The organism is Pseudomonas sp. SJZ078 (assembly GCF_007828255.1).
In the GTDB taxonomy this organism is placed as follows: Bacteria; Pseudomonadota; Gammaproteobacteria; order Pseudomonadales; family Pseudomonadaceae; genus Aquipseudomonas.
In genome coordinates this window covers 20,566-33,951 of record NZ_VIUG01000028.1, presented here as the reverse complement: position 1 = coordinate 33,951, position 13,386 = coordinate 20,566, and the positions used below count along the sequence as shown (strand labels likewise).

At 62.9% G+C, this 13,386-nt stretch carries 11 protein-coding genes; 6 read left to right on the top strand and 5 right to left on the bottom strand.

Annotation, left to right across the window (positions count from 1 at the left end):
* The first annotated feature begins 171 nt into the window (after nucleotides 1–171).
* The 5 genes from FBY02_RS21425 (at nucleotide 172) to codA (ending at nucleotide 5,498) form a co-directional block, all read left to right on the top strand.
* Nucleotides 172–1,251 (top strand): patatin-like phospholipase family protein, encoded by a 1,080-nt coding sequence (locus FBY02_RS21425; protein ID WP_144930164.1) that lies wholly within the window; start codon nucleotides 172–174, stop codon nucleotides 1,249–1,251.
* A gap of 83 nt (nucleotides 1,252–1,334) precedes the next feature.
* On the top strand, nucleotides 1,335–1,691 hold the full coding sequence (queD, locus tag FBY02_RS21420) for a 6-carboxytetrahydropterin synthase QueD (protein WP_144930163.1): 357 nt from the start codon (nucleotides 1,335–1,337) through the stop codon (nucleotides 1,689–1,691).
* A gap of 169 nt (nucleotides 1,692–1,860) precedes the next feature.
* Nucleotides 1,861–2,691 (top strand): alpha/beta fold hydrolase, encoded by an 831-nt coding sequence (locus tag FBY02_RS21415; RefSeq protein ID WP_144930162.1) that lies wholly within the window; start codon nucleotides 1,861–1,863, stop codon nucleotides 2,689–2,691.
* A gap of 273 nt (nucleotides 2,692–2,964) precedes the next feature.
* The gene (gene codB / locus FBY02_RS21410) at nucleotides 2,965–4,236 is read left to right on the top strand and encodes a cytosine permease (protein WP_144930161.1); all 1,272 of its coding nucleotides are present in this window, start codon (nucleotides 2,965–2,967) and stop codon (nucleotides 4,234–4,236) included.
* Between the two features lie 14 nt (nucleotides 4,237–4,250).
* A complete protein-coding gene (gene codA, locus FBY02_RS21405; RefSeq protein WP_144930160.1) occupies nucleotides 4,251–5,498 on the top strand; it encodes a cytosine deaminase in 1,248 nt (415 codons plus the stop codon).
* Nucleotides 5,499–5,678: 180 nt separating this feature from the next.
* Here codA and FBY02_RS21400 read toward each other — a convergent pair whose 3' ends face one another.
* The gene (locus FBY02_RS21400; protein WP_144930159.1) at nucleotides 5,679–6,671 is read right to left on the bottom strand and encodes a diaminopimelate epimerase; all 993 of its coding nucleotides are present in this window, start codon (nucleotides 6,669–6,671) and stop codon (nucleotides 5,679–5,681) included.
* Nucleotides 6,672–6,850: 179 nt separating this feature from the next.
* Here FBY02_RS21400 and FBY02_RS21395 point away from each other — a divergent pair, with 179 nt between their 5' ends.
* Nucleotides 6,851–8,002, top strand: a complete 1,152-nt coding sequence (locus FBY02_RS21395; RefSeq protein WP_144930158.1) for an MFS transporter — start codon at nucleotides 6,851–6,853, stop codon at nucleotides 8,000–8,002.
* Nucleotides 8,003–8,041: 39 nt separating this feature from the next.
* Here the strand turns inward: FBY02_RS21395 and FBY02_RS21390 are convergent, their stop codons facing one another.
* The 4 genes from FBY02_RS21390 to FBY02_RS21375 all read right to left on the bottom strand — a co-directional run bounded on the left by FBY02_RS21390 (nucleotide 8,042) and on the right by FBY02_RS21375 (nucleotide 13,329).
* Nucleotides 8,042–10,480: a TonB-dependent receptor gene (locus FBY02_RS21390; protein ID WP_144930157.1), complete on the bottom strand. Its 2,439-nt coding sequence runs from the start codon at nucleotides 10,478–10,480 to the stop codon at nucleotides 8,042–8,044.
* Between the two features lie 98 nt (nucleotides 10,481–10,578).
* Nucleotides 10,579–11,562, bottom strand: a complete 984-nt coding sequence (locus FBY02_RS21385) for a FecR family protein (RefSeq protein WP_144930156.1) — start codon at nucleotides 11,560–11,562, stop codon at nucleotides 10,579–10,581.
* A gap of 81 nt (nucleotides 11,563–11,643) precedes the next feature.
* Nucleotides 11,644–12,138, bottom strand: coding sequence for a sigma-70 family RNA polymerase sigma factor (locus tag FBY02_RS21380; protein ID WP_144930155.1), 495 nt, complete (start codon nucleotides 12,136–12,138; stop codon nucleotides 11,644–11,646).
* 63 nt (nucleotides 12,139–12,201) lie between these two features.
* On the bottom strand, nucleotides 12,202–13,329 hold the full coding sequence (locus FBY02_RS21375; RefSeq protein ID WP_144930154.1) for an MFS transporter: 1,128 nt from the start codon (nucleotides 13,327–13,329) through the stop codon (nucleotides 12,202–12,204).
* Between the last annotated feature and the right edge of the window lie 57 nt (nucleotides 13,330–13,386).

Sequence of the window (13,386 nt, the reverse complement as noted above, 5' to 3'; positions counted from 1 at the left end):
AAACTGAATTGCCATCATGGAACACAGATCAACGGGTGGGAGCGGGCTTGCTCGCGAAAGCGGCGTGTCAGTTATGAATACGCTGACTGACACACCGCTTTCGCGAGCAAGCCCGCTCCCACAGGATTTGTGTCGCTATAATCCGTTGCCTGCCCAAGCCAAGAGACCGGTATGACCGCCATTCACATCAAGTTTCCCGCCCTCACCCTCAAGGCCGGCCCCCGGGCCCTGGCGCGGATTCGCGAAGCCGGTCTCAAGGCGGCCGACGTCGGCATCTTGCCGGGTGCCGCCGGCGGTCCCAAAGCCCTGGGCATTCAGGGGCTGGACCTGGCGCTGTTTGGCGAATGGCTGCCCGCCGCCCCCCGTGAACGTTCGTTGATTGGGGCTTCAGTGGGCTCCTGGCGCTTCGCCAGCGCCTGCTTGCCGGATGCCGCCGAAGGCATCCGACGCCTGGGCAGCTTGTACAACGGGCAAAGTTTCGCCAAGGGTGTGACCATGGCCGGGGTCAGCCAGAGTTCGCAACGCATGCTCGACGACCTGCTCGAAGGCCGCGACGCGACGATCCTCGCCAACCCCCATTACCGACTCAACATCATGGTGGTCAAAAGCCACGGCTTGCTCGCGCAGGATCACCGCGGGCGGCTGGGCCTGGGCCTGTCGTCGGTGATCGCCGACAACCTGCGAGGCCGGGCGCGGCTGTCGCGGCATTTCGAACGGCTGATTATCCACGACCCGCGCCTGGCACCGCCGCTGCATCCCTTGAACGATTTTCCCTCACGTTTCGTGCCGCTTGCGGCCGGCAATCTGCGCCAGGCGCTGCTGGCCTCGGGCTCGATCCCGATGGTAATGGAGGGCGTGCGCGACCTGCCGGGCGCCGGTGCCGGCACCTACCGCGACGGCGGCTTGCTGGACTATCACCTCGACCTGCCCTACAGCGGCGAAGACATCGTGCTGTATCCCCATTTCACCGACCGGGTCATTCCCGGCTGGTTCGACAAAAGCCTGCCGTGGCGACGGGGCAATATCGAACGCCTGCAAGATGTCCTGTTGCTGGCGCCATCCCGTGAGTACCTGGCTCGCCTGCCCTACGGCAAGCTGCCGGACCGGAACGACTTCAAGCGTTTCATGGGCGATGACACGAGCCGCCGTACCTACTGGCAGACGGCGATGGACGAGAGTCGGCGTCTGGGCGACGAGTTCCTCGAGTTGGCGGCCAATGGTGGACTGGGCGAGCGTTTGCTGACCCTTTAGTCAGCATGAGCGCGCAACGCCGGAGCCAAACTGATAAACTCCGCCGCCTGCCTCGCGACCGCTACCATAAAGAGCCTGAACCTGTGGAAATCTTCAAAGAATTCACCTTCGAATCCGCCCACCGCCTTCCCCACGTCCCGGACGGCCACAAGTGCGGCCGCCTGCATGGCCATTCGTTCAAGGTGGCGATTCACCTGAGCGGCGACATCGATCCGCACACCGGCTGGATTCGTGACTTCTCGGACATCAAGGCGATCTTCAAGCCGCTCTACGAGCGCCTGGACCACAACTACCTCAACGACATCCCTGGCCTGGAAAACCCCACCAGCGAAGTCCTCGCCAAGTGGATCTGGAACGAGCTCAAGCCGTTGCTGCCGGAACTCAGCGCCATTCGCATCCATGAGACGTGCACCAGCGGCTGCATCTATCGCGGCGAGTAACCCGCGGGCCCAATCTTGAACAGAGCTTTTGTGGCGAGGGGATAAATCCCCTCGCCACAAATAGCCCCCTCTCCACAGATAAATCCCCTCGCCACAGGTGTGTTTTCCCCAGGAGAACTGCACTGGCCTATGCTCTATCCCCTGACCCCTCTTCAGTGGAGCATCGACCATGACCAATTGGCCGCTGGATCAGGTATACACCTTCAACGGACACGCCATTCGCTACGCTATCCATGGTGACGGGCCGCCGCTGGTATTCGTCCATGGCACGCCCTTTTCGTCCTATGTGTGGCATCGCATCGCTCCGCTCTTCAGCGCCACCCACCGGGTGCATTACTTTGACCTGTTGGGTTATGGCCAATCCGGGCAACCCGATGCCGATGTCTCCCTCGGCGTACAGAACCACCTGTTCGCACAATTGCTGGAACACTGGGGCCTGGACTGCCCCGATGTGGTGGCCCACGACTTTGGCGGCGCCACCGCCCTGCGCACGCACCTGCTCAACGGCAAGAACTACCGCAGCCTGACGCTGATCGACCCGGTGGCGCTGTCGCCTTGGGGCTCCCCCTTCGTCCAGCATGTGCGCCGCCATGAAACGGCCTTCAGCGGCCTGCCCGATTATATTCAGCGCGCCATTGTGCCGACGTATATCCGCGGCGCGATCAAGCGGGACATCCCGGACGCAGAACTGGCGCCCTACGTGCAGCCGTGGCTCGGCGAGACCGGCCAGGCCGCGTTCTATCGGCAGATTGCGCAAATGGACGAGTGCTACACCCGCGAGGCAGAGGGCCTGTATCCGAACGTGCGCTGTCCGACGCAGATACTGTGGGGGGAGGATGACCAATGGATTCCCATCGAGCGCGGCCAGGCGCTGCACAAACTGATCCCGGACGCGCAATTCCACCCAGTGCCGAACGCCGGGCATCTGGTCCAGGAAGATGCGCCGGAAGCCATTGTGGCGGCAGTCTTGCGTTTCTTGTCGTTGCCCCAGCCGACCTGACGCGTACTGTTCCTGTGGGAGCGGGCTTGCTCGCGAAGGCGGTCTGTCGGTTACATATACATCACTGATACACCGCCTTCGCGAGCAAGCCCGCTCCCACAAAGAATATGCAGGGGTAATGAGAACCGCGTTCCAACTTGAACCATCACTGCACCACTTTCACGCCCTGCCCCCCTCCATCTCCCGGATTGTCTATAAATAACCTCGCGATCATGCGCTTGGCACGACCGCTGCACGCTTGCGATATTTCCCCTCCTGCGCAAGGACCGCCACATGACTCAGAACGATCCAGGCAACGACTACCCGTTGAGCGAAGTGCCGATGCATGCCCGCAAGGGCCTGGCCTCCACCGCCATGGTGCTGCTGGGCTTCACCTTTTTCACCGCCACGATGTTTGCCGGCGGCAAGCTGGGAGTCGCGTTCAGCTTTGCCGAGATGCTCACCGTGATCGTGATCGGCAACCTGCTACTGGGGCTCTACGCCGCGGGGTTGGGTTACATCGCGTTCAAGAGCGGGCTCAATTCGGTACTGATGGGCCGCTTCTGTTTTGGCGAGGTCGGCAGCAAGCTCAGCGACCTGATCCTGGGGTTTACCCAGATCGGTTGGTACGCCTGGGGCACGGCGACCGCCGCGGTGGTGCTGGGTAAATATTTCGGCTTGGGCGAAGGCACCGTGCTGGGACTGATGGTGCTGTTCGGCCTGGGGTTCTGCGCCACGGCCTACATCGGCTATCGCGGGTTGGAGATCCTCTCGTACATCGCCGTGCCGGCCATGATGTTGTTGTTGATGCTGTCGATGTGGGTCGCGACGGTAAAGGTCGGGGGTCTGGAGGGCTTGCTGGCGGTGGTGCCCACGGCAAGCCTCGACGGGTCCACTGCCATCACGCTGGTGTTCGGCACCTTCGTCAGCGGCGCCACCCAGGCGACCAACTGGACCCGGTTTTCCCGCTCGGCGAAAGTCGCGGTGCTGGCGAGCCTGATCGGTTTCTTCCTCGGCAATGGCCTGATGGTGTTGATCGGCGCCTACGGGGCCATCGTCTACCAGCAGCCGGACGTGGTCGAAGTACTGCTGTTGCAGGGCTTCGCCATGGCGGCGATGGCGATGCTGCTGCTCAACATCTGGAGCACCCAGGACAACACCATCTACAACTTCGCCGTGGCCGGTTGCAACCTGCTACGCACCCGTCGACGCAAGACCGTCACCCTGGGCGGCGCCGTGATCGGTACCCTGCTGGCGTTGCTGGGCATGTACGACATGCTGGTGCCGTATCTGATCCTGCTGGGTACGGTGATCCCGCCCATTGGTGGCGTGATCATGGCCGACTTCTTCTTCCGCTGGCGCGGGCGTTATCCACGCCTGGCCGATGCACGGCTGCCCGCCTTCAACTGGCCGGGGTTGCTGGCCTATGGACTCGGCACGGTCGCGGCGTTCAATTCACCCTGGGTGGCACCGCTGGTAGGAATCGCCACTGGCGCGCTAACGTATGTGCTATTGATCGGCGTAATGGGTACCCGGATCACTGACGCGCCACTCCAAGACCTATAAAAAGGACTCGCCCGATGCACATCATCAACGCCCGCCTGCGCAACCGTGAAGGCTTGCATGAACTGCACCTGGAAAACGGCCTGATCGCCAGCATCGCCCGCCAGACCGAAGCCCCCAGCCTCGGCCCGGAGGACCTCGACGCCGGCGGCAACCTGGTGGTACCGCCCTTCGTCGAGCCGCACATTCACCTGGACGCCACCCTCACCGCCGGCGAGCCGCGCTGGAACATGAGCGGCACCTTGTTCGAAGGCATCGAGTGCTGGGGGGAACGCAAGGCCACCATCACCGAAGAAGACACCCGGACCCGCGCGACAAAAACCATCCAGACCCTTGCCGCCCATGGCATCCAGCATGTGCGCACCCACGTCGACGTCACCGACCCGGCACTCACCGCCCTCAAGGCCATGCTGGAAGTGCGCGAGCAAAATCGTCATCTGATCGACATGCAGATCGTCGCGTTTCCCCAGGAAGGCATCGAGTCCTACCGCAACGGCCGCGAGCTGATGGAAGAAGCGATCCGCATGGGTGCCGATGTGGTGGGCGGTATTCCGCACTTCGAATACACCCGCGACCAGGGTGTCAGCTCGGTGAAATTCCTGATGGGCCTGGCCGAACGCACCGGCTGCCTGGTGGACGTGCATTGCGACGAAACCGACGACCCGCACTCGCGATTCCTCGAAGTGCTGGCCGAAGAAGCCCGCAGCCGCGACATGGGAGCCCGGGTCACCGCCAGCCACACCACGGCCATGGGCTCCTATGACAACGCCTACTGCGCCAAGCTGTTTCGCTTGCTCGGGCACTCGGGCATCAGCTTCGTCTCCTGCCCCACCGAAAGCATCCACTTGCAGGGACGCTTCGACACCTTCCCGAAACGCCGCGGCGTCACTCGGGTCAATGAACTGCTGGAGGCCGGGATGAACGTGTGTTTCGGCCAGGACTCCATCGTCGACCCGTGGTATCCCCTGGGCAATGGAAATATCCTGCGGGTACTCGAAGCCGGCCTGCACATCTGCCATATGCTCGGCTACCGCAACCTGCAAAGCGCCCTGGACCTGGTCACCGACAACAGTGCCAAGGCCATGGCCCTGGGCGAACGCTACGGGTTAGAACCCGGACGCCCGGCGAACCTGCTGATCCTGTCGGCCGACAGCGACTACGAAATGATCCGCAGCCAGGGGCTGCCGCTCTACTCGATTCGCAACGGTGAGGTTTTGATGAAACGGCAGATGCCGGTGGTGGAGTTTGGGCCGCAGTTGGGCTGAGATCACATGGAAGCCTGATTGCGATGGCGTTGGTCCGGATGCATTGATGTTCGGCATGCCGGCCTCTTCGCGAGCAAGCCCGCTCCCACACTCGATCTTCAGTGGGCATGAACTTTACGTTCGACTCAGAACTTATGTGGGAGCGGGCTTGCTCGCGAAGGGGCCGGCAGCCTTACCCCATCATTCAAGTATTCTGGCAGCCCCAAACAAACCGACCCGCACCAACTCCCCGCCCGCCTCTGTCAGCAGGATCGGTGCCGTCCCCCCCGGCATCACCACACTCACCGGCCCGGCTTTCACCCACCCCACTCGCCACGCGGCGCTGGCCACGGCACTGGCGCTGGTGCCCGAAGAAGCGGTCGGCCCTTCGCCCCGCTCAAACACCCGGGCAGCGATTCGCCCTTCTGCCTCAAGCCAGGCCCATTGCAGGTTCACACCCGCCGGGCATGGAATGCCAGCACCACCGGGCAAGGCATAAGCGATGCGAGTCAAGCTTTGGGAAAGTGCCGGGGCGCGCATCTGCGCGTTGCTCGGCAACGCTTCGGCGCTGTCCACCAAGGTCACGCAATGAGGATTGCCCATGCTCACAAATTGGCTGTTGCCCCACGCCGGGTTCAACGCTTGCAGCACCGCCACTCGACTGACTTCGCGCTGATTGAAGCGCACGCTTTCCGTCGTTTGCGCGGCGACGGCCCGAGGCCCGAACAGCGGTTGCCCAAGGTCCAGCCAGAAGCCTGGGGCGCCTTCGAATTCGGCGGCACGAACCGACGTCTGCAGCGGTGACGAACCTGCGGGTTTGTCGTGATGAACCCGCAACACACAATCGCTCTCTCCCGGCATCAGGCCTTGCGCCTGCAGGGCATGGGCGAAAATGGTCAGGCCGTTGCCACTGCGCTCGGCCAGGGTGCCGTCGGTGTTGACGATCAACAGATCAAAGGGCGGTTCATCCTGGAACGGCCCGATCAACAGTCCGTCGCTGCGATGCGCCTTGGCGCCCGGTGGCTGCTCACCCGGCGCCCAGGCGCAAAACGCCTGCACCGCAGCCGCTGCCCAGGATTCACGGGCTTGTGCCGCCAGGGCCGCCGATGGCGGCAGGGCTACCCCTTGGTCAAGGACTTGTTGCGGTGAGACGACACCATAGATATTGCCGCGTGCATCATAGAACTGCGTCATGGGCCCGATCCGCATTCAACCAGCAGGGCCGCCACTGTATGCTGTCCAGGCCCGTGGGAGCAAAGCCTGCTCGCGATGCAGCGCTCTCGGTCGGCACCTTGAGGTCGCCGTGAGGTCAGTGGATATGCCAGCATAGGGGTCCCACCCGCACCACAGCTTCGCAAAGCCAAGGACGATTCATGACTGCCATCATTCCTCCACCCACGTTTGTTCCCGGACGCCTGGAACAGATGTCCACCCGCATCGCCTACCTCATCGCCGGCGTCGGCATCGCCGCCTGGGCGCCGCTGGTGCCTTACGCCAAGGTGCGGGCGAACCTGGATGAAGGCACCCTCGGCCTGCTGTTGTTGTGTCTGGGGGTCGGCTCGATCCTGGCGATGCCGATTTCCGGCGCATTGGCGGCGCGGTTCGGCTGTCGGCGGGTGCTGAGCGGTGGCACGATCCTGATCTGCCTGGCGCTGCCTTTGCTGGCGACGATGAGCACGTTTTCCTGGTTGGTGGCCGCGCTGTTCCTGTTCGGCGCCGGGCTCGGCACAGTGGACTCGACCGTGAACCTGCAAGCGGTGATCGTCGAACGGGCCAGCGGCAAGACCATGATGTCGGGCTTCCACGGCATGTTCAGTCTCGGCGGGATCATCGGCGCGGCTGGCGTCAGTGCGTTGCTCGGCCTCGGACTGTCGCCGCTGGGCGCGACGCTGGTGGTCAATGGATTGCTGCTGGTGGCGCTGTTCAAGGCGGCGCCGCATTTGTTGCCCTATGGCAGTGAAAGCTCGGGCCCGGCGTTCGCCATTCCCCACGGCATCGTGTTGTTCATCGGCATCCTGTGTTTCATCGTGTTCCTCGCCGAAGGCGCGGTGCTGGATTGGAGCGCGGTGTTCCTGGCCACCGAGCGCGGAGTCGAGACCGCCTACGCCGGGCTGGGTTATGCCGCGTTCGCGCTGACCATGACCGTCGGCCGCCTGACCGGCGATGCGCTGGTGCATCGCCTGGGCGCCCGGCGGGTGATCATCTATGGCGGCACCACAGCCGCGGTCGGCTTCCTGCTGGCCACCCTGGCGCCGATGTGGCAGGCGGCACTGTTGGGCTACGCGTTGGTGGGTGCCGGCTGTTCGAATATCGTGCCGGTGCTCTACACCGCCGTCGGCAAACAGACGCTAATGCCCGAAGCGATTGCCGTGCCGGCCATCACCACCATCGGCTACGCCGGCATCCTCGCCGGCCCGGCGCTGATCGGCTTCGTCGCCCATGGCAGCAGCCTGAGCCTGGCCTTCGGGCTGTTGGCGTTGTCGCTAGTGGTGGTGGCGGCCAGCGGGAAGATCCTGAGAGTCTGAATATTCCCGGCCCCCTCGCCACAGAGGTAGTAAGAAGCTTCAGAACCCAACACTGGCCTGCACAAAGAACGTCCGCGGCGCGCCAGCGTAGATCCCCGAGTTGTTGTCGCTGGAGCGGGTGTAGTACTGATGATCGAACAGGTTTTTCACCCCGGCGCCGAGTTTCAGGTTCGACAGTTGCTCACCGAAGTCGTAACCGGCGCGTACGTTCCATAGCACGTAACCTGGCATGTCGCCGAACTGCCCGTCGGCGCTGCCGTCGGTGTGGTAGTTGTCGCTGAAGCTGCCATCGGCATTGACGCTGTTGCCCGGTGAGCGTTGTTTGGACTGGGCAAAGGCATCAAGGTTGTAGGTCCAGCGATTGACCTCGTAGCGCAACCCCACGTTCGCTACCTGGCGGGAGTAGAACGGCAGGTCACGCCCCTTGAAGCTCGGGATCTCACCTTCATAGGTCGCCCGGGTGTAGGTGAAACCAGCATTGGCACTCAAGCCTTCGAGGCGCGGGTCCAGCGCGGCCAGGTCGTAATGCAGCGAGGCCTCCAGGCCCTGGTGCTTGGTGGCGCCCATATTGGTCCAGCCCACGTCGTTGCTGATGTACTGCAATTCGTCGTCGAAGTCGATGTAGAACAGCGTCACTTCCCCGCCCCACACGTCATCGTTGTAGCGCGTGCCGATTTCGTAGGTCTTGGCCTTTTCCGGGCTCAAGCCGTTGGCGGTGTTGTTGCCATCGCCGCCCTGGCCCAGTTGGAAATATTGCAGGCTGCCGAACGAGGTCTCGTAGTTGGCGAACAGCTTCCAGGCATCGGTCAGGTGGTACATCACGCTCAGGGCCGGCAACGGCTCGTTGCTGTCGATGCTGCGACGTTTCTCCTGCACCGGACGGCCGGCCGTGTCGAGCACCGGGCGGTCGTGCCATTGCGTGCTGATGCTTTCGAAGCGAATACCCGGGGTGAGGGTCCATTTGCCGACGTCGATCTTGTCGTCGATATAGACCGCATGGGCCTCGGTGCCGCCGGTACGGTCCTGATAGACATGGCCGTCGGAGCCCGGACGCACCACCGGCTGGTTATCACGCAACGCCAGGCGACTGGCCTCTTCGTGCATGCCTTCCTTGAGGTAACGATAACCGACACTGGCCTCCTGGGTGGTGGCGCCGAGGTCGAATACATGGGACACCCGTGGCTCGATGCCGAAGGTGTAGTAAGTACGCGGGTAGGACACCAACGTACGCTGGTCCCGGGCGGCAATGGTGCTGCCACGGTAGCTGTCGGAGTAATAAGTCAGCACCTCGGCCTGGGTGCGGTCGCTGATTTCCCGGATCCACTTGAACGAAACGTCCTTGCGCCGTCCGCTGAAGTTGTCCCAGTCGCGATCGGACTGGTACGGGTCGGCGTCGTACTGTGCCTGGGTCAGCCCGCCCGGCATGTCGGCCCGGGCGTCGTAGTAATGCAGGTTCAGCGAGAAATCGTCCACCTCGGTGGGCGCCCAATGGGTTTTGAGGATGACGTCGTCGATGTCGTTGCCATTGTTGCTCTGGCGATAACCGTTGCCGTTCACACCTGAATACAGCAGCGCAACGCCCAAACCGTTATCCGCAGTGCCACCGAGGAACGCCGTGTCGATGTGCTTCCAGCCACCGCGCTGGGAAGTTTCCAGGGTCGTGCCGATTTCGCCAGTGGCTTTTTCCGGGATGGCGCGGGTCACGAAGTTGATCACCCCGCCTACGTTCTGCGGCCCATAACGCACAGACCCGGCGCCGCGCACCACGTCGATGCTGTCCAGGTTGCCCGAAGAGATCGGCGCCATGGACAATTGCGGCTGGCCGTAGGGCGCGAACGCCGCCGGCACGCCGTCGATCAGCACGGTGGAACGTGGCGACAGCCGTGACGTGAGGCCGCGCACGCCGACATTCAGGGCAATGTCGCTGCCACCGGTGCCGTTGGCGTCCTGCACCTGCACGCCCGGCACGCGCCGCAACACATCGCCGACATTCATGGCGCCTTGCTCCACCATCGCTTCGCGACGGATCACCGTCCGCGCGCCGGGATGGTTGTGCACCACTTCAGCGTTGGCGTCGCCGAGCCAGTCGCCCACCACCTGGATCTCGGTAGCCCCCAGTTCCATCGGGCCAGCGGTGGAAGCCGATGGCACCGGCAACACGGTTACCGAACCTTCATCGAGTTGGTAGCGCAGCCCGCTGCCCTGCAGCAGTTGGCGCAAGGCCGCTTCCGGCAACAGATTGCCGTCCACGGCTGGGGCCTGTTTGCCGGCCACCACCTCCGGACTGAAAAACACCTGCAACGAGGTCTGCTGCCCGAGCTGGCTCAAGGCCTGGCCCAGCGGCTGCGCCTGGATATGAATGGCGGTGGCGACCTGCTCGGCGAAAGCCTGGGGCAGCGCGGCGCTGACGGCCAGGGTCAAGGCCAGCGGCAGCCAGCGTGCAGAAGTGCGGTTGTTGTTTTTGGCGGGGGTTTTCACGTCGAACCTTGTCCTGTCGAATCGCAAGAATACACGTCTGTTAATGCAAACCAGTTGCAGTTGGACAAGAAGACGAAGAACTCGAAAAAAACCTGAATCTATCGCGCAATAATTTCCTGACTGCCGTCGTCCAGGGTACGAACGGCCACCGGCAGGATATTCGGCAAGGCCTTGATCAGCGCTTCAGGGTCGTCGGCGCGAAACACGCTGGTCAGGAGCAGGTTGCCCACCGCTGCACTGCCGACCCGCAGGGGTTTGCCGCGATAACGGGAGACTTCTTCCGCCACCTCCCTCAGCGGCGCGTTGTTGAATACCAGCTTGCCGTTGCGCCAGGCAGTGAGTTCATCGGCGTTGATCGCATAAGGCGCAGCGACCTTGCCTTGGGCATCGATCCGGGTACCAAGCCCCGCCGTAAGACTGACGAACTGAGCCTGCGGCGCATTGCGCCCCTGGACCTTGACGCTGCCCTGCCCAACCGCCACCTGGGTCTGGTCGGCATCGCGGCGCACGTCGAAACGCGTTCCGGTCACTGTCACCTGGCCGTTGCCCGCCTCCACGGTGAATGGCCGACCGGCGTCATGTTCGACGCTGAACAAAGCCTCGCCTTCGGCCAGTTCCACTCGCCGTTGGTGATGGGCAAATTGAATCCGCACCCGGCTGCGGCTGTTGAGGTCGATCACCGAGCCGTCCGGCAAGGCGATGTGTCGGCGCTCACCCAGGGCCGTGGCAAATTCCGCGTTGTAATCGGTGGGAGAACCCAGGCCGCTGAACAAGCCCAATCCAACCGCCACCGCGAGCAGGCCGGCGGCCACTGCATAACGCAACAGGGGTCGACGCTTGGGCCGTGCGGCGGGACGTTCGGACAACGTTTGCAGGCGTTCCCTGGGCACCAGGTCCGTGGCACTCCAGATACCTTGCAGCAATTGGATTTCGTCGCGATGGACGGGATGCTCCTCCAGCCAGGCGTGAAAATGCTGGCGCTCCTCGACGCTCATGGCCGGGGTTTGCAAGCGCACGAACCATCGCGCCGCATCGTCGCGAAGCCTGTCCCGCCCGCACGGGCATTCACGGCTATCGGTCATGGAAGGTCCTATGGTTCAAAGTAGCCGGATTCAGGGTCGCCAGGCTCAAGCGGCCTGATTCGGGTGGGAGCGCGCGAGGAGTCATAAAGCACCGTCCAGGCGATCACGCAGATGCCGCAGGGTGCGGATCATATACTTTTCCACCATATTTTTTGACAGACCCAGGCGCTCGGCGATTTCCGCCTGGGTCAGGCCTTCGATCTTCTGCCAGACAAACACGGTGCGGCAGTTGGCCGGCAGCTCGGCAAGCGCCCGCTCGATGGAGTCCGCCAGCTGGATCGCGTGCATGAAATGCTCCGGGTCGCTGGAAAACGACTGACTATGATCGACCGCCTCCTCCATGGCGCCCCGTCGATCTTCGCGCCGATAGCCATCGACTGCAATGTTGCGTGCCGTCTGGTGCAGATAGGCCCGTGGCTGCTCGACGCCGGCCGAATTGGCCTCAAGCACCCGCACGAAAGTGTCGTGAGCCAGGTCCTCGGCCTGTTCGCGATTGCGCAGGCGCCGGGTCCAGGTCCCGATCAACTCTTCGTAATGCTCGAAAAAGCCGGGTTTGCGGGGCAACTTGAGGGTCATTACGGCGCGCTGCGGGGACGGGATCTGAATAGTAATGGTTACCATTAATGTGAAGCAACGGATTCAGACCCGCAACTGGCGGACGGTCAAGCACACCGCCAGCGCGCCACATAGAACCAAGGTCCAGCCCAACGCCTGGCCCCACCCGGCGAGCATCAGCGCGCCACTGATCAACAAGTAATAGAACAAGCCGAACAGTGCCCCGGCGGTACCCAGGCACTCGCGATAATGGGCAAGCGCGGTGCCGAGCACATTGGGTATGGCCACGCCGAACGCTAATACGATCAACAGCATTGCGCCGACAAAAGCCCGGCTGCCGAGCAGACCCTGCACGCTCACCCCGCCGATCAGCAGCATCAGTGCAGCGATAGCCGACAACCGATTGCCTTTGAACCCTCGTGCCAGCAGCCGCTTGTTCAGCCAGGCGCCCAAACCCGAGCCCAGCGCCAGGATGACGCCACTGTAACCGAACAACCTGGGGCTCAACCCAAGCCGCTCGAACTGAAATGGCCCAAGGTTGTAGTAACTGAACAGCGCGACATTGAAAGTCGCCACCAATAATGTCGACCGCCAGATGGCCGGGTCCTTGAGCATCCGCCAAAGCGTCTTCAGCAACGGTTGCGACACCAGGTTGGCCGGCAGTGTCTCAGGCAGGGAACGTGCGCTCCAGAACAGGAGGATCAGCGACAGCGCCAATAAGGCGCCGAGTACCCCCTGGTAGCCAAAGAACGCCACCAGGCCTGCACCACAGAACAGGCCAATCGCCGGACTGGCCGCCAGGGCGATGCCAATCATCGAGAAGACCTGACCCAATTCAGCGCCCTGAAAACGGTCGCGCAGGATCGTCTGGGTCACTACCGAACCAACTGCCGCACCAAACGCAGCCAACGCCTGAAGCGCCAGCAAGGCATTGAAGGTACCGACCCCCAGCGCCAGTACCGTTGCCAATGCATACAACGCCATCCCGCCGAGCATGGCGGGCCGACGACCGATGCGGTCACACAGACGCCCCCATACCATCACACCCAGGGCGAAACCGAGGAAAAATACGGACAATGTCTGCGCTGCCATTTGCGCGCTGACAGCAAATTCCAGACTGATATCTCCCAGTGCAGGGCTATAGAGCGTCTGGGCGATCTGGGGAAACATCACCAGGGCGATGGCCAGGTTGAGTAAATATCTTGAAGTCATGACAGCAAGCTCGTCGGATTGAAGACGAGCCATTTTAGAGATTCGGTTTTGTCGTAT